At 45.3% G+C, this 18,941-nt stretch carries 18 protein-coding genes and 1 riboswitch; of the genes, 11 read left to right on the top strand and 7 right to left on the bottom strand.

Features of this window, described 5'->3' with window-relative positions:
• Nucleotides 1-110 precede the first annotated feature (110 nt).
• The 4 genes from ACQEXT_RS02155 to ACQEXT_RS02140 all read left to right on the top strand — a co-directional run bounded on the left by ACQEXT_RS02155 (nt 111) and on the right by ACQEXT_RS02140 (nt 2,853).
• Entirely contained in the window at nt 111-593 is a 483-nt protein-coding gene (locus tag ACQEXT_RS02155; RefSeq protein WP_426950435.1) for a hypothetical protein, read from the top strand.
• A 278-nt stretch (nt 594-871) separates the two neighbouring features.
• The gene (locus ACQEXT_RS02150) at nt 872-1,141 is read left to right on the top strand and encodes a PTS sugar transporter subunit IIB (protein ID WP_138970814.1); all 270 of its coding nucleotides are present in this window, start codon (nt 872-874) and stop codon (nt 1,139-1,141) included.
• Nucleotides 1,142-1,153: 12 nt separating this feature from the next.
• Entirely contained in the window at nt 1,154-2,410 is a 1,257-nt protein-coding gene (locus tag ACQEXT_RS02145) for a PTS ascorbate transporter subunit IIC (RefSeq protein ID WP_426950433.1), read from the top strand.
• Nucleotides 2,407-2,853, top strand: coding sequence for a PTS sugar transporter subunit IIA (locus ACQEXT_RS02140; RefSeq protein ID WP_426950432.1), 447 nt, complete (start codon nt 2,407-2,409; stop codon nt 2,851-2,853). Before ACQEXT_RS02145 ends, ACQEXT_RS02140 begins: the two co-directional genes overlap by 4 nt.
• Nucleotides 2,854-2,961: 108 nt before the next feature.
• Here ACQEXT_RS02140 and ACQEXT_RS02135 read toward each other — a convergent pair whose 3' ends face one another.
• Nucleotides 2,962-4,398: a DEAD/DEAH box helicase gene (locus ACQEXT_RS02135; protein WP_138970817.1), complete on the bottom strand. Its 1,437-nt coding sequence runs from the start codon at nt 4,396-4,398 to the stop codon at nt 2,962-2,964.
• Between the two features lie 103 nt (nt 4,399-4,501).
• A complete protein-coding gene (gene rrtA / locus ACQEXT_RS02130) occupies nt 4,502-5,065 on the bottom strand; it encodes a rhombosortase (protein ID WP_426950430.1) in 564 nt (187 codons plus the stop codon).
• Between the two features lie 3 nt (nt 5,066-5,068).
• On the opposite strand from rrtA, the gene ACQEXT_RS02125 reads away from it, so the two are divergent.
• Together ACQEXT_RS02125 and ACQEXT_RS02120 are read left to right on the top strand one after the other, a co-directional pair.
• Entirely contained in the window at nt 5,069-5,677 is a 609-nt protein-coding gene (locus tag ACQEXT_RS02125) for a tRNA-uridine aminocarboxypropyltransferase (RefSeq protein WP_426950428.1), read from the top strand.
• 85 nt (nt 5,678-5,762) lie between these two features.
• A riboswitch (purine riboswitch) is annotated at nt 5,763-5,862 on the top strand.
• A gap of 78 nt (nt 5,863-5,940) precedes the next feature.
• Nucleotides 5,941-6,948: an adenosine deaminase gene (locus ACQEXT_RS02120; RefSeq protein ID WP_426950427.1), complete on the top strand. Its 1,008-nt coding sequence runs from the start codon at nt 5,941-5,943 to the stop codon at nt 6,946-6,948.
• 49 nt (nt 6,949-6,997) lie between these two features.
• Here the strand turns inward: ACQEXT_RS02120 and ACQEXT_RS02115 are convergent, their stop codons facing one another.
• From ACQEXT_RS02115 to ACQEXT_RS02105, 3 genes are all read right to left on the bottom strand, one after another.
• Nucleotides 6,998-8,314 (bottom strand): anti-phage deoxyguanosine triphosphatase, encoded by a 1,317-nt coding sequence (locus ACQEXT_RS02115; RefSeq protein WP_426950425.1) that lies wholly within the window; start codon nt 8,312-8,314, stop codon nt 6,998-7,000.
• A gap of 95 nt (nt 8,315-8,409) precedes the next feature.
• Nucleotides 8,410-9,957, bottom strand: a complete 1,548-nt coding sequence (locus tag ACQEXT_RS02110) for a DHA2 family efflux MFS transporter permease subunit (RefSeq protein WP_426950424.1) — start codon at nt 9,955-9,957, stop codon at nt 8,410-8,412.
• Nucleotides 9,958-9,960: 3 nt separating this feature from the next.
• Nucleotides 9,961-11,022 carry an HlyD family secretion protein gene (locus ACQEXT_RS02105; protein WP_426950423.1) on the bottom strand — a complete coding sequence of 354 codons (1,062 nt, stop codon included), beginning with the start codon at nt 11,020-11,022 and terminating at the stop codon, nt 9,961-9,963.
• A gap of 128 nt (nt 11,023-11,150) precedes the next feature.
• On the opposite strand from ACQEXT_RS02105, the gene ACQEXT_RS02100 reads away from it, so the two are divergent.
• Nucleotides 11,151-12,047 carry a LysR family transcriptional regulator gene (locus ACQEXT_RS02100; protein ID WP_426950422.1) on the top strand — a complete coding sequence of 299 codons (897 nt, stop codon included), beginning with the start codon at nt 11,151-11,153 and terminating at the stop codon, nt 12,045-12,047.
• A gap of 16 nt (nt 12,048-12,063) precedes the next feature.
• Here the strand turns inward: ACQEXT_RS02100 and yfbR are convergent, their stop codons facing one another.
• Nucleotides 12,064-12,672, bottom strand: coding sequence for a 5'-deoxynucleotidase (yfbR, locus tag ACQEXT_RS02095; RefSeq protein ID WP_138970821.1), 609 nt, complete (start codon nt 12,670-12,672; stop codon nt 12,064-12,066).
• Nucleotides 12,673-12,745: 73 nt separating this feature from the next.
• Complete coding sequence (locus ACQEXT_RS02090; protein ID WP_426950420.1) at nt 12,746-13,960, bottom strand: pyridoxal phosphate-dependent aminotransferase; 1,215 nt, start codon at nt 13,958-13,960, stop codon at nt 12,746-12,748.
• A gap of 219 nt (nt 13,961-14,179) precedes the next feature.
• Here ACQEXT_RS02090 and ACQEXT_RS02085 point away from each other — a divergent pair, with 219 nt between their 5' ends.
• From ACQEXT_RS02085 to menB, 4 genes are read left to right on the top strand one after another with little or no spacing between them, the layout of a single operon-like run.
• Nucleotides 14,180-15,487 (top strand): isochorismate synthase, encoded by a 1,308-nt coding sequence (locus ACQEXT_RS02085; RefSeq protein WP_426950418.1) that lies wholly within the window; start codon nt 14,180-14,182, stop codon nt 15,485-15,487.
• Nucleotides 15,488-17,218, top strand: coding sequence for a 2-succinyl-5-enolpyruvyl-6-hydroxy-3-cyclohexene-1-carboxylic-acid synthase (gene menD / locus ACQEXT_RS02080; protein ID WP_426950417.1), 1,731 nt, complete (start codon nt 15,488-15,490; stop codon nt 17,216-17,218). It abuts the gene before it with no gap.
• Nucleotides 17,208-17,996 carry a 2-succinyl-6-hydroxy-2,4-cyclohexadiene-1-carboxylate synthase gene (gene menH, locus ACQEXT_RS02075; protein ID WP_426950416.1) on the top strand — a complete coding sequence of 263 codons (789 nt, stop codon included), beginning with the start codon at nt 17,208-17,210 and terminating at the stop codon, nt 17,994-17,996. The genes menD and menH overlap by 11 nt, the downstream gene beginning before the upstream one ends.
• 38 nt (nt 17,997-18,034) lie before the next feature.
• A complete protein-coding gene (gene menB, locus ACQEXT_RS02070; RefSeq protein ID WP_269375994.1) occupies nt 18,035-18,901 on the top strand; it encodes a 1,4-dihydroxy-2-naphthoyl-CoA synthase in 867 nt (288 codons plus the stop codon).
• Nucleotides 18,902-18,941: the final 40 nt, after the last annotated feature.

Below are 18,941 nucleotides of genomic sequence, written 5' to 3'. Positions count from 1 at the left end.
TCATTTAAAAGTTAACCTGAATTATGCGAAATGGTAGCCATTTATAATGTTGTCTATAGAGTATATACTTACTCTATGTCGGATTTTACACGAAGTCCTAGGTACACTGGATGTTAATAAAAAAACAAGAAGCACCACATGATATGCAGATAGGTGCTCGATTTGAAACAAAAAAACATGGCTATGTAACTGTGATTGAATACTACAATACACATACAGTTATTGTTGCGTTTGAAAATACTGGGAATATTCGATCAATTACCGCTGCTAAACTCCGTAGTGGACAAGTCTCAGATCGCTCCGTTCCACCGCAATCTTCTATGGTTGGAGAAAAAGTAGAATCGGTTAAACACGGTATCTTAACCATTATTCAAGTGGAATCTGAAAATATAGTGGTTCTTGAAAATGAATATGGTGAAGAAATCCGTATGCTACTTCCTGCTGTTCAAAAACTTCGAGATCGTTTAGACGATGAATCAGAAATTTCTAAGCCAGAAATGCCGACTTCTTTAAGTGCACTGACTAAGAGAAATAAAAAGACCAAAGATGTTAATAGTCTTCTAAAGAAAATGCTTACCGATTACGGGAAATAATTCACGCTGTTATTTAACCGCATTCATATTGCCAGATCACACTTCCATTCACTCTGGAAATAACGAACTAGAAATAGACTCAATTGCCACAGCTCCTTTTGCTTGCTTAGTGTTAATTTCGCTGGTTTTAACTTTAATTTACGAGATCTGCATCACAAGGTCATTTTGATTTTGTGATGGTGATCTATTCTGTTTTCGGGCCATTTGGATATGATTCATTTCAACAAAGAAACGAAAGCGAAATAGCTTTCGATTAAAACCCCTACGAGATGAATATTATGAAAAAGATTATGGTTGTGTGCGGTAATGGTCTTGGTACATCACTAATGATGGAAATGGCTGTAAAAGAAGTCGTTAATAAACTTGGCTTTTCCGCTGAAGTTGATCATGAAGATTTATCATCAGCTGCATCAAGTAATGCTGATATTTGGGTTGCGGCAACAGACGTGGCAAATCAGCTAGCAGAGGCAGGAAAAAACAATATTGTCAGCCTTGCTAATATTTTTGATAAAGCTTCTATTGAAGAGCAATTAAAGAACTTCATGTAAGGAAATTCTATTATGGCAAGCTTTTTTGAGTTTATGCTTGGCTTATTAAAAGAGCCAGCAATCATGGTCGGATTAATCGCCTTTATCGGTCTTGTTGCGCAAAAATCTGATATTTCTACTATTTTGAAAGGCACAATTAAAACCGTAATGGGTTTCCTAATTTTGGGTTTTGGTGCTGGTGCTCTTGTTGGAGCATTAAATCATTTTTCAACAGTATTCACAGAAGCTTTTGGTGTAAGCGGAGTGATTCCAAATAATGAAGCTATCGTAGCATTAGCACAAGAAGCATTTGGCTATGAAATGGCACTCATTATGTTCTTTGCCTTCGTGGTTAATATTTTGTTGGCTCGTTTTACTCCATTGAAATATATTTTCCTAACGGGTCACCACACGATGTTTATGTCGATGCTCGTTGCGGTAATTCTATCGACAGCAGGCATTAAAGGTGCAATGTTAGTTGCAATGGGCTCGGTGATTGTCGGCTCTTTAATGGTGATCATGCCAGCGCTTGCGCAGAAATATACAGAGAAAGTCATGGGCACAGATCAACTCGCGATGGGCCACTTCTCTACCTTTTCTTACCTAGTTTCGGGCTACATCGGCAGTAAGTTCGGTGATATTTCGAAAACAACAGAAGATATCAATGTACCAAAAAGCCTAATGTTCTTGCGTGATACTCCGGTAGCCGTTGCTACGACAATGGCGGTGTTCTTTATGTTCGCATCTATTATCGCTGGTGGTGATTTTGTTGAGACAGTGTCTGGTGGACAGAATTGGGTCGTCTTTACCTTTATGCAATCACTAACATTTGCCGGTGGGGTTTACATTGTCCTGCAAGGTGTGAAGATGCTTATCGCTGAGATTGTCCCGGCATTTAAAGGCATCTCTGACAAATTGGTACCGGGTGCAAAACCAGCACTAGACTGTCCTATGGTATTCCCTGTGGCACCAAATGCTGTGCTTATCGGCTTCCTGTCATCGTTTTCAGCTGGTCTTGTGGCGATGGGTATTCAGGGCATGTTTGACTGGACTATTATCGTTGCGGGTGTCGTGCCTCACTTCTTCGTAGGAGGTGCAGCTGGCGTCTATGGTAACGCAACGGGTGGTCTTCGTGGTGCAGTACTGGGTTCATTTACGCAAGGTCTATGTATTTCCTTCCTGCCTATGTTGCTACTTCCAGTACTGGGTGGTCTAGGGCTTGAAGCGACGACGTTTGCTGACTTTGATTTTGGTGTAGTTGGTCTGATTCTAGGTTGGTTAGTATCATGAGTCTTTTAAATCTTATTGGCGACAATATTGTTATCTCAAATGAGCAGAACTTAACGGTTGATGCAGCACTAAACATTACTTGCTCAAAGTTGTTAGATCAGGGCAAGGTAGAAGCAAGTTATCTAGAAGCGATTAAAACTAAGCATAAAGAAATCGGTGCGTACTATGTTTTGGCGCCCAAAATCGCCATGCCTCATGCGCGACCAGAAGATGGTGTGAATGAAGCTGCATTACAAATCACAGTGTTTAGACATGGTGTTGATTTAGAGTCAGAAGATAATGGTGATGTGTTCTTCTCAGTCACTTTGGCAGCGTTGGATTCAAACAGCCATATACAAACTATTGTTGCTTTGTCTGAACTGTTTCAAAACGATGAGGATGTTGAAGCGATTATTGCAGCTGAAAATGAGTCTGCGATTGCTGAGATTCTCAAAAAATACTGATTAAGTGATCCCCCTTCCTGAAAGTTTAAGCCCTCGCTAGTCACGAGGGCTTTTTTAACTCACTTCAGTGGTCTAAACGAAGTCGTTTAGCCTTAAACGATGAGCCTGCTATTGGCTTGATGCAGAACTGCGAGGTGCTTTTGCGCGGTTAGGGCGTCGGTTAGACGGTTTACCGTTTGATGGCTTACTGCTGCCAGAACGGCCTTTCGCTTTTCCTTCGCCATGCTTAACGTTAGTAGGTTTGCTTTCTCCACTTGGCTTACTATGACCGAAATGGCGTTTATTTTTGCTTGCTGGCTTATTGCCACGGGCATTATCTCCCGAGCGTTGACCATCTTGGTGGCCAGTCTTAGGCTTCTTAGGTTTTTTCGCCTTGATAGGGCGTGTATCTAGTTTTGATTCTGGCAACTCGTTAACCGGTTTAAAGCCTTCCAGCTCAAAACGCGGCAGTACTTGTTGAATCAAACGTTCAATACCAAATAAATCACCCGCCTCATCCGCTTCTACTAAAGAGATCGCTTTGCCTACTTCACCTGCACGACCTGTACGACCGATACGATGAACGTAGTCTTCGGAGACATTGGGCAGCTCAAAGTTAACAACTTGTGGCAGCTGTGGAATATCGATACCACGTGCGGCGATATCTGTCGCAACTAAAACTCGGATATCACCGGATTTAAAGTCAGCCAGTGCTCGAGTACGTGCGCCTTGGCTTTTGTTGCCGTGAATAGCGGCTGCTGTAATGTTCTCATTATTGAGGAACAGCGCTAAACGGTTCGCACCATGCTTGGTACGGCAGAACACCAGCACCTGTTTCCAGTCGCCATCTTTAATCAGTTTGACTAGCATCGGTGCTTTTTTGCGCTTGTCTGCTGGGTAGATGCTTTGCTCAATGGTCACTGCTGTCGAGTTTTCAGGGTTAACCGAAATCTCGACTGGATTGTTTACCAATCCCTTTGCCAGTTCGCGGATCTCTGGTGAAAAGGTGGCCGAAAACAGTAAGTTCTGACGTTTTGCTGGTAGTAAATTTAGGATCTTACGAATATCGCGGATAAAACCCATGTCAAGCATGCGGTCGGCTTCATCAAGAACCAAAACTTCAAGCTGCTCAAACTTAATCGCGTTTTGCTGGTAAAGGTCGAGTAGACGTCCTGGCGTAGCCACAACAATGTCGCTACCTTTACGAAGCTTCATCATTTGAGGGTTAATTTTCACACCACCAAACACAACGGTGGAAGTCAGTTTCTGATAACGACTGTACTTGAATACATTCTCTTGAACTTGTGCAGCCAGCTCACGAGTCGGCGTCAAGATTAACGCACGGACATGATTGCCCCTTACTCGTGTACCATTGTCTAGGCGTTCAAGGATAGGAAGAGTGAAACCGGCTGTTTTACCTGTACCTGTCTGCGCTGCTGCCATGACATCCTGACCGTTAAGTACGGCAGGGATAGCTTGCTCCTGAATTGGAGATGGTTTGTCGTAACCCTGTTCCTCAATTGCTTTGAGAATCGGGGCAGAAAGGCCTAAGGAGGTAAAACCCATAGTGTGTACTCTGTATAATAAATGCGTAATATTCACGCACATTGGTTATGCGTGAAAAAGGGCGCCATTCTGAGCCCTTTGACGATGAACATCAACCAAATTATTACGCAGTGGTCAGAGGTTGGGATTTTCTCTTGATGAAATAGACCATCAGAGCGAATACCAAGCCAGACAGCGCACCGAATAAGTGAGCTTCAACGGCAACCGGTGCGTTGATAAGATCGCTGGTTGACTGGGCGGCTCCCATGGTGAGTTCCCACGTCACTTTAAGCATCACACCAGCCACCAATAGCCAACTGCTTTTACGTTCTTGTAGGGCTTCTAAGGTGGCGAAATAGGCGAAGATGCCATGTAATGCGCCTGATAGTCCGACATAGCCATTCATAGTGGTAAACAAATTGAGAATACCAATACAAAGGCTAGTCGCAATCAATATGAGTGCTAAACTCTTGGCCGTTGGCTTAAAAACGAAACAAATCACCCATAGACCCGCCAGATTCATCGTGAGGTGAGCAAAGTTGGTATGAGTGAAATTTCCTGTTAGGATTCGCCACCATTGGCCTTGGTTAATCCAGTAGCGATGCCAATTTACTTGCGACGCTAAGGGATCGAATTGCAGACCCAAGCACACTAAACTTATAGCGATTAACAGAAGAAATAAGCGCACACTATGTCCCGATATTGTTCTCAATGTGGAAAGTCACTCAAAGCTTGTATATGTAAGTGGATACAAAGCTTAACATCAAATGTTGAGCTGGTTATTCTACAGCATCACAGCGAGACGACCAGACCTATGGGCACTGCACGTATATTAAAATTGTCGCTGGCCAACAGTTACTGCTTTGAAGGCGAAGATTTCTCGCAGCACGATGAACTCAATGCTTTGCTGAATGAAGCTCAGTGTCATCACTTTGTACTCTATCCAGGAGAAGGGGCGTTAGCGCATACTGAAGTCGCCGAGAAGCTGACTGAAGGCACCAAGATACGCATTATCTTACTCGATGGTACATGGAAAAAAGCCTATAAAATTTGGCAGTTATCGACCAATCTTCACTCTCTTCCTTTGATACGTTTACCTGATGACCTACAAGGCAACTACCGTATCCGCAAAGCGCCAAGTGACAACAGTTTGTCGACTGTTGAGGCTGGCTATCATATTTTGTCGCTCCTTGAGCCAGAAAACGAGTTTAGGCCACTGATTGAGGCTTTTAACCACATGATAGAGTTTCAGATAAAGCAGATGCCACCGGGGGTGTTTGAGAAAAACTATCTGAGTTAATTAAAATGCCTAGAAAATCACAATGAACTAGCTAAACTATATTTTTAAGCGGCTTAGAAGATCGGTTACCAGATTGATAAGTCGTACCGTGGTCTTCACGGTGCTTCGTATAATCCCGCTGATAGGGTGCGGGAGTCTCTACCTGGAGCCGTAAATTCCAGATTACGAAGAGTTAAGTGCATAGCGCTTTTCTCTTTGTATGTCTGACACTTTTCTAGAGAAAGGCGCTTGTTATACCAATCAAATTGAGTGAGGAGACAAGCGTGCATCAATCCAATTTTATCCAACAACTACCAAAAGTAGAGCTGCACTTACATATCGAAGGGACACTCGAGCCAGAAATGATGTTCGAGTTAGCGCAGCGGAATCATATTACCTTGCCTTATAGCACGCCTGAAGAAGTTCAGGCTGCGTATGAGTTTACTAATCTGCAGTCCTTTCTTGATATCTATTATCAGGGGGCCAACGTATTAATTACGGAGCAGGATTTTTACGACTTAACCTACGCTTATGTGACACGTTGTCACCAAGATAATGTCATTCATACCGAGATTTTCTTCGACCCGCAAACTCATACCGAGCGTGGTGTGGCGTTTGAAACCGTGCTCAATGGTATCCATCGTGCATTGCAGGATGGGCGAGAAGAATTTGGTATCAGCAGCCGAATTATCATGTGTTTCTTGCGTCATCTTGATGAAGCGAGCGCGTTTGCTACATTGGAACAGGCGTTACCCCACAAAGACAAAATCATCGCAATAGGATTGGATTCGTCAGAACTGGGTCATCCACCAGAAAAATTTTCTCGTGTGTTTGCCAAAGCGAGGCAAGCTGGCTTTCTGACGGTCGCACACGCTGGAGAAGAAGGCCCTTCCAGTAATATTAATGACAGTTTAGAACTACTGAAAGTGAGCCGAGTCGACCACGGTGTACGCTGTGTCGATGACGAGGCGTTGGTTGAACATTTGGCTAAAACGCGCATGCCTTTGACGGTTTGCCCATTATCGAATACCAAATTAAAAGTGTTTGAGCAGATGCAAGATCACAACATTGTTGAACTATTAAGAAAAGGTTTGTGCGTCACCATCAATTCAGACGATCCTGCCTATTTTGGTGGCTACATGACGGATAACTTTCTTGCTGTCGATAAAAGTCATGGTTTAACTTGGGAGGAGCTGGCGCAGTTTACCTTAAATGCGATTGAAGCCAGCTTCATTAGTGCGGAAGAAAAACAGGAACTGACGGCAAAGTTGGATGCCTTTATGGCTGACTAAATAGAATCAGGAGCCATTTGGCTCCTGATTTGTTAAAGCGCAACGATTGCTAGTGTGATGAAAATAGCTGCTGATGCAGGCGCTGGGCATGTCCATCTGTCATTGATGAAATGTAATCGGCGATGACCCTATATCCTTCACTCGGGTCGTGTTTTGCTGCCCACTGCAAACGAACTTGAGTAGGTAACAATCGCTCAGGATCTGCACTGAGCGCTTCGAAAATATCCATGATGATCTGTTGGCCTTTGTACTCGACTACCTGTACATGCGGTACTTGAATAACGTAGTCACTAACGAAGTGTTTAAGAATGTCTAAAGCCTTAGCCATCTTAGGTTCAAGATAGGCATTGAATGAAAGCAGTTCACACGCAAAACAGGCATCAACTGGTTTAATAGATATACTGGTCAATAGCGCGTTGACCATCCCACCAATCGCATCTTTGCGCTGGTAGTGAGTGCCTGAAAACAACATGTCGGTGATGGAATCGATATGTTGTTCAAACCATGGGTCACCACATTCCGATAACTGACTGGCCGCCCCTTCAATCCATTGGTGGCGATTGACCATTCCAAGTACCAAGGCGTCTTCAAGATCATGCACACCGTAGGCGATATCATCGGCCAGCTCCATAATCGAACAATCGATAGACTTATAGCGAGTCTTTTTGTGTTCGGTATCAGGCAGTTTTTCATCGCGCATCGTACTGAAAAGCTGTTTGTCTTTTTCGCTCAGAGGTTCGAGCAACCAGTCAAACAGTGAGCGATCACAATCATAAAGTCCTTTAGCAGGCATCCAGTCGCGTGCACGGAGTTTGCGTTGATGGGAGACACTGTCTGGGAGGGTCACTGCTCGTGTTTGACTGATCATTGCCGGATACTTGATGAGCCCAAGTAGCGTTCGACGAGTGAGGTTCATACCGAAATGTTCAGTGTAAGGTTCGAGTTTAGTGACGATACGAAATGTCTGTGCATTGCCTTCGAATCCACCGTGTTTGCGCATCATGTAGTTAAGTGCCACTTCTCCCCCATGCCCGTAGGGTGGGTGGCCAATGTCATGTGCAAGACAAAGTGAATCAATCAAACTGTCACTGGGCAGCAGATCACGAAACTCTGGTTGTTTCTTTTTCAATTGCGCGACAATTCCGGTGCCTAGTTGGGCGGCTTCTAATGAATGCGTTAAACGAGTGCGGTGGAAGTCATCGAAACTTTTGCCGTGAACCTGAGTTTTCGCTTGTAGGCGGCGAAAGGCAGCAGAATGAAGAATACGGGCACGATCGCGTTGATATGGGCTGCGGTGGTCATCACGACGAATCTTATGTTCATCATCGTGACGTTGATGCCATAAATCGCTGATTTGAAACGTCATAGGCAATACCCCTCTGTTTTTCCTAACCGTACACCGATGCAGAGAGGACTTCAAGTGGCAGAAAACTATGAAAATTTTGCCACTTGATCCATAGGCTAGTCCTTCATACTTAAAATCAAAACAGCAGCCACGGCGAGAAAAGCCGTCATCATCAGAAATACATCGTTGTAGGCCATAATAGCGGCGTCGCGTTGCATGGTCGCAATCAGACTTGCTTGTGCCTGTTGCAGTGCCGTTGCTGCGTCGCTGCCTGATTGGACAAAAAACGCTTGCTGTTGTTGCAGTGTTTGCCAGCCCAGTTGACTGACCGTTGGCAATGACTCTTTAATATGCGCTAAGTGCTCGCGGGTTTTATTGTCGAGTAAAGTTGCGATAATCGCGATACTGAAAGCACCGCCGAGGTTACGCATCACGTTCGTCAAAGTCGAAGCATCAGGTGTATCCGGTTTACTGATGTTCTTCATTGCGACCAAAGATAGCGGCACCATGATAAATGGGCTACCAATGGCTCGAAGCAACATAGACATAATCAGCTGCTGCCCTCCGAAGTCGACCGTCATATGAGTATTAACGTAGCAGCTCAGACCAAACATTGCGAAACCGAAGGTCACTAAATGTTTAGGCTTAATAATTTGGGTTAATTTGGGAACCAGCGGGAAAATCAACAACTGTGGGAAACCCATCCACATGAGTACTTCACCAATTTCCATTGCGTTGTATTGCTGAATTTGAGTTAGGTACATAGGCAGCACGTAAATAGAACCAAGCAGAGCCATACCCAAAATCAGATAGGCGATGCACGACATCGCAAACTGACCATCTCGCAATAACCTCAGATTCACCAACGGCTTTTTATGTTGTAGTTCGTTAATGATGAAATACACCAAACTGACGGCCGAAATAATGCTAAGGGTAATGATGAAACTTGAACTGAACCACTCTTCACGGTTACCTTCTTCTAGCACGACTTCAAGACAGCCCAGTCCTAACGCCATGGTGGCGATGCCAAACCAATCCGCTTTTTTTAGCAGACCTAGTTCGAGCTTTTCATCATCCAACCCATAGCGGATCATTGAAATGACCAATAGCGCAGGTGGAATATTGATATAGAAAATGTAGTGCCATGAGAGATTTTCAGTCAGCCATCCGCCAAAAGTCGGCCCAATTGAGGGAGCAAAAGTGGCGGTGACACCAAACAGCGCCATACCGACAGCGCGCTTATTGAGAGGAAGTAGCTGAACCACAAGCGAAAAGGCGAGGGGAATCAAAGCCCCGCCACTGAATCCCTGCATAGCGCGAAAGACGATCATCGAAGTCATATTCCAAGAAAAAGAACATAACAGCGACGACAGCGTAAAAATTGCCGTTGTCCATGTTAGGTAACGGCGTTTACCCAAGGCTTTTGATAACCATCCACTCAGCGGAATCGCGATCATCTCTGCAACCAAATAGGAGGTAGAGATCCAAGAACTTTCATCTAAGGTAGCGGAAAGCGCACCTTGAATATCTTTCAACGACGAGTTGGTGATTTGAATATCAAGGATTGCCATAAAGGCGCCTATTAAACCTCCGAATAAGGCTATCCAGTGGCGGGTCGGCACATGATTGGTTTCTGCTTGCACAGAGACAGTCGCATGGCTCATGGTCTAGCCTCGTGTATCGATGGTTGCTACCACAGATAGGCCGGGTAGTAGGCGTCCTTTGAGTGCTTTTTGATCGGCAATGATGATCTTGACGGGTACACGCTGAACGATCTTGGTGAAGTTACCTGTCGCATTCTCCGGAGGCAGCAGCGCAAACTTAGCACCAGTGGCAGGAGAGAAGCTATCAACGACGCCTTCTAGTGACTCGCCAGGGAAAGCATCGAGCTCAACGGCTACTTTTTGCCCCTGATGGATACCACTTAACTGAGTTTCCTTAAAGTTGGCTTCAATCCAAACACCTTGCTCTGGAACCAAGCTCATTAGCGGTGAGCCAGCTTGAACCAGTAACCCTTCACGTACACTGCGCTTGCCAACAACGCCATCAGTCGGTGCGTAAACCTTGGTGTAGTCGAGATTGAGTTGCGCTTGCTTTAGTTGTGCCTGAGCTTCAGTTACCGATGCTTGTGCTTGTTCAATTTCACTGGCGATGACGATCAACTGATCATTGCTTGCCGCGAGGTTCGCTTTTGCTTCTTCTAGCTCAGCAAGCGTGACCTTTTGCTGCGCTATCATGCTGTCTAGTTCATCTTGAGAGGCGTAATTACGTTTGATTAGGCTACGGGAACGAGTGACTTGTTGAGTCGCACGATCATATTCAGCCTGAGCAGAATCGACCCGACTGGCTGCTTGATTAATTTGACTACGCTGCAAGGTTTGTTGAGCGATAAGATTTTTGACGCTGGATTTCGCAACCACAAGGTGCGCCTGAGATTGAGCCAACGCTGCCTGATAGTCACGGTCGTCAATCTGTACTAACAGTTGGCCTTGCTTGACTTGTTGGTTATCAGAAACATAAGACTGCACAATATAACCAGACACCTTTGGACTGATAGTGGTGATATCACCTTGCAGGTAGGCATTATCTGTCGATTCAAAATACTGACCGTAACTAAACCAGTATCCACTCCCCAATAGACCAAGAGACAACATCAATGCGGTCGCAATCAAAGGCGCTTTTTTACGTTTAGGTGTCGTTGTGGTGCGTGCTTGCGGTGTCTCTGCCATAGTGTTCTCTTTATCGATATGAAGTATAGATGTAACGAATTGTAAATGAATGGCATTGGTTGATAAGATAGGAAAAAAGGGAAACACTGTTGCAATAATTAGTCTAATTGACCGTTTTAGGAGGCCACATGGACTTAAATGCAGTGACTGTATTTGCCCAAGTTGTTGATTGTGGGAGCTTTACGCACGCGGCGGAAATGCTCAACATGACTAAATCAACGGTGAGCAGAAAACTGGTCGAGCTAGAACAACACCTTGGCGTGAGATTGATCACGCGTTCTACACGCAGCTTAGTATTGACCCCAGAAGGTGAAAAATTCTATCAATCCAGCTTACAAATGCTTGAAATCATTAATCAGGCGGAACTTGAGGTGTCAGCCAACCAAGATTTAATTCGTGGGCCTCTCAACGTCGTCTTGCCCGTTGAGCTAGGTCATCAAGTATTGGGTAGCTATATTCATCGTTTCTTGCTCGATTTTCCGCACGTCACCATGAACTTAGAGTTGAGCAATCGAGAAGTTGATATTATCGGCGAGGGCGTTGATCTGTATGCTCAAATCGGGGAACTAGAAGATTCAAATCTGGTTTCTCGCTATCTAATATCGTCAAAGCGAGCGCTTGTTGCCAGCCCTGACTACTTAGCTAAGTACGGCGAAGTGACCACTCATAGTGATTTAATTGCACCACACCATATGGTTGAGGTGCAGAACAAAGCCGCTCGATTGCCAAAATGGCATCTCCAGCTTGAAGGTGTCGAGTCGTATCGTATTGATCTGCCCTATCGTCTAAAGGTCAACACAATTACGGCTTGTCTTAAAGCTTCTATTGATGGCTTAGGCTTGGCGGTACTGCCTGAGTTTATCTGTCGAGAGCATTTTGAAAGTGGGGCGTTGGTGCGCTTATTACCTGAGTACAAGATGCCTGAAGTACAGGTGAGTCTTGTCTATGCAGATAGGCAACTGATGCCGAAACGTAAGAAAGTGTTGATTGAATATTTGCTTAACGCGTTCCAGCATCGTAATTAAGTGGCAACAAGCTGTATTAGCTGATCTCGTCTAAAGAGAGTTCGAAGCTTGGTGCGAAGGTATTTAGGAAATATTCCATCTCTGGGGTAAAGCGTTGCTTTAAGGTGACATCTAAGCGTTTTTTCGCCAGCGCATACTCATGATTGCCTGCACTCAGTTCTTCGAGACATTTCAGATAGGCGCAAATGGTATCGGCTTGCTTAACTATCATGGCATCATCGGAATGCGCTTGTTGGGAGATTAAATATGGGGTGAAATCATCGTGAAATTCTTCGGGCAGCATAGATAACAGTTTCTTTTCTGCGGCAGCCTCAATCTTTTTGTATTCTTTGGCTATCTCTGGATTGTAGTACTTAACGGGTGTTGGTAAATCACCGGTTAACACTTCACTGGTGTCATGGTACATACCTAAGATAGCGATTCTTTCTGGGTTAAGGTTGCCGCCAAACTTCTTGTTTTTGATCAGTGCCAAAGCGTGGGCAACGAAAGCAACCTGTAAGCTGTGTTCTGAGATGTTTTCACTTGATACTGAACGCATCAACGGCCAACGCTGAATCAGTTTCATGCGCGCCAAGTGGGCAAAAAAGTGGCTTTCCTGAACAACTTTGTTTGGACTATCTGACATTTCTCTACTCCATGAAATGAAAAAGGGCACTCAGTGAGTGCCCTTTAAGAATATGAGAGATTGAAGCTAATTACTACTGACTATAGGTCGACAGGAAGCGTTCAAAGCGACCGATCGCAACTTCAAGATCTTCGACGTGAGGTAACGTCACGATGCGGAAGTGATCAGGTTTAGGCCAGTTAAACCCTGTCCCCTGAACAAGCAGCACTTTTTCTTGAACCAAGAAATCGAGCACCATCTTCTGGTCATCTTTGATGTTGTAAACCTTAGTATCAATTTTTGGGAACAAGTACATCGCCCCTTTCGGTTTGACACACGATACCCCTGGGATCTGGTTAATCAATTCCCATGCTCGATCACGCTGTTCGAGCAGACGACCACCAGGCAGAATCAATTCATTAATACTTTGATAACCACCTAATGCAGTTTGAATCGCATGTTGCATCGGCACGTTAGCACAGAGTCGCATTGACGCTAGCATATCGAGACCGTTTATATAGCCTTTGGCCATATGTTTAGGGCCCGTCATAAACATCCAACCGCCACGGAAACCACACACGCGATAAGCTTTCGACAATCCATTGAACGTCATCACGATGACATCGTCGGTTAAGGTGGCAACGGAAGTATGCGTTGCGCCGTCGTAAAGAACTTTGTCGTAGATTTCATCAGCGAAGATGATGAGTTTATGCTGACGTGCAATCTCGATCACTTCAAGTAGGAAGTCACGGCTGTATACCGCACCGGTTGGGTTATTCGGGTTGATTAATACGATGCCGCGTGTTTTTGGCGTGATTTTACGCTTGATGTCGTCAAGGTCTGGATACCAGTCCGCTTCTTCATCACACATGTAGTGCACCGCATTACCACCGGAAAGAGCAACGGAAGCGGTCCATAGCGGGTAGTCAGGTGCAGGGACGAGCATTTCGTCACCATTGTTTAGCAACGCTTGCATTGCCATAACGATAAGCTCAGAGACGCCGTTACCAATGTAGACGTCTTCGACGTCTAGTGAATGAATTCCCTTGCGCTGATAATGCTGAACGACGGCTTTACGAGCTGAATAAATTCCCTTTGAATCACAGTAGCCTTGCGAAGTAGGCAAGTTACGGATTACATCGACTAGGATTTCGTCAGGTGCGTCAAAGCCAAATGGGGCGGGGTTTCCGATGTTTAGCTTTAGTATTTTATGCCCCTCTTCTTCCATGCGTTTAGCATGTTTTAGTACCGGACCCCTAATGTCATAGCAGACATTATCGAGTTTCGACGACATCCCGATATTTTGCATTGATTAAAACCTAAAAATAATTGAATTTCTTTATTAAAGTACATCAAAAAGAATTTTTTTAGAATAAAAATCTGGTTGAATGGCAAGAAATAACAACTTGTAGCACGCCCGTTATCACAGGATTTTGCAAAACATTCACCACAACCTTGATTTGAGAGGGGTCTATAAATAGAGTAACCACCTACAATGAATAACAATCCCCATGCATACGAGGCTGATTTGTCTAATTTTCATCAAGCCGTTACTGAACTGATCGAACGCGTAAAGGATGCAGGAGACGGTATCACTCGTCTGGTTCAAGTTCTTGAGGAAAAACCGGACTTTGCGTTTATCGACTGGCTTGAGGCTCAGCCGATTTTCCCTCAGTTCTATTGGCAATCGCGCGATACTCGTGAAGAAGTGGTCGCGCTAGGCCAGTTACATACATTTGTCGACCCTGCGCCCGCTTATGCCATATTGGCTGAAGAGCAGCGTATATGGGGAGGGCGTTCATTTGACGGACAGACGAGCAAGAATCGTCGCTGCATGTCTTCGTTCTTTTTTCTACCGCAGATAGAGCTGATTCGCTTTGATAACAGTTGGTCTATTGCGGTGAACTTAACGGCAGAAAAACACCGCACTCTCGCTAGCCTATGCAAGTTGCAGCTTGACGTTAAACCTCTTATGCCCGTTACGGCACATGTCGAAAATATCCAGCATACGCCTGATAAGTGTCAGTGGGGGGAGTTGGTAGATAAAGTTCTGACAGGCATTAGCAATAACGAGTTTAAAAAGGTGGTTTTGGCTCGCAAAACAGAGGTCACGCTTGATGCGCCCTTATGTGCGGCTCAGTTTTTAAAATCAAGCTATCTACACAATCACCATAGTTTTCACTTTTTACTGTCGTTAGATAGGAAGCATAGTTTTATCGGATCAACGCCGGAGCGTCTTTACCTGCGTCAAGATCAGGAACTTTATACGGAAGCGCTCGCCGGTACGATCGGACGAGGTAGCAATGCCACTCAGGATATGGAACTGGCTAACTGGTTGGCCAACGACAGCAAGAACCTCAATGAAAATCAATATGTTGTAGACGATATTATCGAGCGTCTAGCTCCGCACTCTGAACATGTAGAGGTGGAACAAGAGGCTCGCTTAGTTCGTTTACGTAAGGTTCAGCACCTAAAACGCAGCATTCACGCCCACTTGAATAAAGGTGTTAATGGCGTGCAGTTGTTGAGTGCGTTACAGCCAACCGCAGCAGTTGCGGGCTTGCCGCGCAAAGAATCGATGGCATTTATTCAGCAACATGAACCCTTTGCTCGTGGTTGGTACGCAGGCTCGATGGGCTTTATCAGTCACCAGAGAGCTGAGTTTTGTGTCGCAATTCGCAGCGCCCTGATCCTCGATGACCATGTCCAGTTATTTGCCGGTGCAGGTATTGTTCCTGGCTCGGTGGCGGAATATGAATGGCAAGAGCTGGATAAAAAAATGTCGACACTGCTGTCTCTGATATCAGATAACGCACCGTTAGGAGTCGCTTCTTAGATGAACGCGGAAGTTTTAAGTGCTAATCAAGCAGTGATAAACCGCATTTGGAGTCAGGTAATACTTGAAGAACTGACCCGATTTGGTGTGCGTGAAATTTGTATCGCTCCTGGCTCTCGCTCAACGCCTTTGACATTGGAAGCGGATGAAAATCCACAACTAAACCTCCACACGCATTTTGATGAGCGTGGGCTGGGATTTTTGGCGTTAGGCCTTGCGAAAGCAAGTGGTAAACCTGTCGCTGTCGTTGTGACATCAGGAACGGCAGTCGCGAATCTTCTTCCCGCTATTGCGGAAGCAAAACTTACTGGCGAAAAGCTGGTGGTGCTTACCGCGGACAGACCCGTCGAACTGGTTGGCTGTGGTGCTAACCAAGCCATCAACCAACTTGGGATCTTTTCTAGCCATGTGACCTGTGCGGTTGACCTACCCAGTCCATCGTTGAATATTCCACTCAATTGGGTGCTAACGACAATCGACCAAGCGCTGGCTGAGCAACAGCAAAAGGGCTGTGCGATTCATGTTAACTGCCCATTTCCTGAACCACTTTATAGCGCTGAACCTAAGTGTTTATACCAAAGCTATAGTGACCAATTGGGCTTGTGGTGGCAAAGCGACAAACCGTTTACGAGTAAGAGTTACCCATTGCAGAGTCCACAACTGAATGTCAGTGATTTTTCGCGAAGAAACGGCCTGATAGTGCTTGGTAGTGTGACGCGCAGTGAAGCATCTGCTGCCAAACAGTTGGCTGAGCGGCTAGGTTGGCCAATCATGTGTGACCCACAGTCCGGACAAAGCTCGGCTTGGTCACACTACGATCTATGGTTGCAGAACAGCAATCAATCGGAAGCCTTACAGCAGTGTGAGTTAGTTTTGCAACTGGGTTCGCGCATCGTATCGAAGCGTCTGAATCAGTGGTTAGCTAAGCATATCAAAACCACTGGTGCTTATTATCACTATGTTGCGCCGAGTTTCGACCGTAATAACGCGAGCCATATGATGCAAGTGCATCATCTTGCCTCTATAGAGAGTTGGATCTCGCACTTGTTAGCGATATTGCCGCCAATTGCTCAAACGAATTCAGGTTGGGCTGATGAGTTGTGTGCTGTCTCTGAACAGGTCAATAGTTTGGCTTCGTTGCATCTCTCGTGCGATGCGCCTCTATCTGAAATCGCTTTGGCTCTAACCGCGCCTCAACTGCCTAAGCAAGCACAATTGTTTATCGGCAATAGTCTGTTTGTACGCCTTTTGGATATGTTTGCCCGTTTTGATGACGTTGAAGTTTATAGCAATCGAGGGGCGTCAGGGATTGATGGCATAGTCGCTAGTGCTGCGGGAGTGGTACGGGCAAATAAACAGCCAACGGTTCTCTTCATTGGCGATACATCGCTTTTATACGATATCAACTCATTAGCGCTGTTTACCCATGAGCAAACACCGGTTGTCATCGTAGTGACCAACAATGATGGTGGTGCCATCTTTGATTTACTGCCTGTTCCAGAGCAACAAAAACAAGCTTTGTATCAAATGCCCCATGGCTTTGAGTTTGAACATGCCGCTCGACAGTTTCATCTTGCTTACGCTAAGCCAGAAACGTTGGCGGAATATCAGCAACTGATCGACAACCATGTTGAGAATGGTGTGGGTGGATTGGTTATCGAAGTGCAAACGCCCGCGGAGCAAGCTTCCCGTCAGTTAAGAGAATTTACGCAACAGATTCATGCTTTATAGTCAGGCTTCTCAGCATTTAGCCCATAACCCAGCACAGCCAGTGCTGGTCTTTTTGCATGGCTTACTGGGTTGTGGAAAAGATTGGCAACAGACAATTGATTACCTAAGTGATTACCCTTCAGTTTGTCTTGATTTACCCGGTCATGGCTTGAGTGGGTTGAACAGCTGTAACAATTTTAAAGAGTGTTGTGATCAAATATCTGACACTCTTCTCACCCAGTTCGAGCCTCATCGACCTATAGTACTGATTGGTTACTCAATGGGTGGTCGCATCGCAATGAATGGTGTGGTGAACAATCACTTTGCGGGGCTTAATATTCAGCAATTGATTGTTGAAGGGGGAAACTTTGGTTTGCCATCCCCAATGGATAGAGCAGCAAGGTGGGAGCACGATGTTCAGTGGGCTGAACGTTTTACGAATCAGCCAATTGAACAGGTGCTAAGCGATTGGTATCAGCAGGCGGTGTTTAGTTCACTAAATCATGCGCAAAGACAAAAACTGATCGCTAAACGCAGTGCTAACCTAGGGCCACAAGTGGCAAACATGATGCTAGCGACCTCGCTGGCCAAGCAAGATTATTTGTTGGATGCGCTCAGCTCATCCGCGGTAGCAGTACATTATATTTGTGGCGAGAAAGACGATAAGTTTAGTCAGTTGGCCAAACGAAGCGGTTTGTCTTTCAGCCAAGTTGCAGAGGCTGGGCATAATGTTCATGTTGAACAGCCCCAAGCTTTTGCCGAAATCGTTAAAACTCAAATAAAACAAACCTTTGTATAGTTTGTTTTGAGTCAATTGGTAAACAAACAGGAATCACCATGGCAAAAACAGTCGGTATCTCAGAAGAAGAACTATACGCACCAGTACACTGGAATGACTGCAGCGGTGAATATGAAGATATTCAGTACCACAAATCTGAAGATGGTATCGCAAAGATTACTATCGCCCGCCCACAGGTTCGTAATGCGTTCCGCCCTCAAACGGTAAAAGAGATGATCAACGCGCTTGCCGATGCACGTTATGACGAAGGTGTCGGCGTTATTATCCTTACCGGTTTAGGTGAGAAAGCGTTTTGTTCTGGCGGTGACCAGAAAATTCGTGGCGATTACGGTGGTTACAGAGATGACTCAGGTACGCACCACTTAAACGTTTTGGACTTCCAACGTCAGATTCGTACTTGTCCGAAGCCTGTTATCGCTTCGGTTGCAGGTTGGGCTGTAGGCGGTGGTCACGTACTGCATATGATGTGTGATCTGACGATTGCCGCTGAGAATGCACAGTTTGGTCAAACTGGCCCTAAAGTAGGTTCCTTTGATGGGGGGTGGGGCGCGTCATACATGGCACGTATTGTTGGTCAGAAAAAAGCTCGTGAAATCTGGTTCTTATGTCGTTTCTATGATGCGAAGGAAGCGCTAGACATGGGGCTAGTCAATACCGTGGTGCCTCTAGAAGATCTTGAGAAAGAAACCGTACGTTGGTGTCGTGAGACATTACAGCACAGCCCAATGGCGCTTCGTTGTCTTAAGGCCGCGTTGAACGCAGATTGTGATGGTCAAGCGGGTCTTCAAGAGCTAGCTGGCAACGCAACCATGATGTTCTACATGACTGAAGAGGGTCAGGAAGGTCGCAATGCTTTCAATGAAAAGCGCCGTCCGGACTTTAACAAGTTTCCACGCAACCCATAATTTGTCGTTAATATCTTAGTTCTAATCGTGATAGCGATTC

Origin of the sequence: Vibrio sp. TRT 29B02 (assembly GCF_050113655.1) — a bacterium.
Classification (GTDB): Bacteria; Pseudomonadota; Gammaproteobacteria; order Enterobacterales; family Vibrionaceae; genus Vibrio.
Note: the sequence above shows the minus strand (reverse complement) of the source record. Positions and strands in the feature narration are given on the sequence as shown.

What these genes read in the sequence shown, in the direction of transcription:
- ACQEXT_RS02155 (WP_426950435.1), top strand. Translation starts at nt 111, where the DNA reads ATGTTAATAAAAAAACAAGAAGCACCACATGATATGCAGATAGGTGCT.
- ACQEXT_RS02150 (WP_138970814.1), top strand. Translation starts at nt 872, where the DNA reads ATGAAAAAGATTATGGTTGTGTGCGGTAATGGTCTTGGTACATCACTA.
- ACQEXT_RS02145 (WP_426950433.1), top strand. Translation starts at nt 1,154, where the DNA reads ATGGCAAGCTTTTTTGAGTTTATGCTTGGCTTATTAAAAGAGCCAGCA.
- ACQEXT_RS02140 (WP_426950432.1), top strand. Translation starts at nt 2,407, where the DNA reads ATGAGTCTTTTAAATCTTATTGGCGACAATATTGTTATCTCAAATGAG.
- ACQEXT_RS02135 (WP_138970817.1), bottom strand. Translation starts at nt 4,398, where the DNA reads ATGGGTTTTACCTCCTTAGGCCTTTCTGCCCCGATTCTCAAAGCAATT.
- ACQEXT_RS02125 (WP_426950428.1), top strand. Translation starts at nt 5,069, where the DNA reads ATGTCCCGATATTGTTCTCAATGTGGAAAGTCACTCAAAGCTTGTATA.
- ACQEXT_RS02115 (WP_426950425.1), bottom strand. Translation starts at nt 8,314, where the DNA reads ATGACGTTTCAAATCAGCGATTTATGGCATCAACGTCACGATGATGAA.
- ACQEXT_RS02110 (WP_426950424.1), bottom strand. Translation starts at nt 9,957, where the DNA reads ATGAGCCATGCGACTGTCTCTGTGCAAGCAGAAACCAATCATGTGCCG.
- ACQEXT_RS02105 (WP_426950423.1), bottom strand. Translation starts at nt 11,022, where the DNA reads ATGGCAGAGACACCGCAAGCACGCACCACAACGACACCTAAACGTAAA.
- ACQEXT_RS02100 (WP_426950422.1), top strand. Translation starts at nt 11,151, where the DNA reads ATGGACTTAAATGCAGTGACTGTATTTGCCCAAGTTGTTGATTGTGGG.
- yfbR (WP_138970821.1), bottom strand. Translation starts at nt 12,672, where the DNA reads ATGTCAGATAGTCCAAACAAAGTTGTTCAGGAAAGCCACTTTTTTGCC.
- ACQEXT_RS02090 (WP_426950420.1), bottom strand. Translation starts at nt 13,960, where the DNA reads ATGCAAAATATCGGGATGTCGTCGAAACTCGATAATGTCTGCTATGAC.
- menD (WP_426950417.1), top strand. Translation starts at nt 15,488, where the DNA reads ATGAACGCGGAAGTTTTAAGTGCTAATCAAGCAGTGATAAACCGCATT.
- menH (WP_426950416.1), top strand. Translation starts at nt 17,208, where the DNA reads ATGCTTTATAGTCAGGCTTCTCAGCATTTAGCCCATAACCCAGCACAG.
- menB (WP_269375994.1), top strand. Translation starts at nt 18,035, where the DNA reads ATGGCAAAAACAGTCGGTATCTCAGAAGAAGAACTATACGCACCAGTA.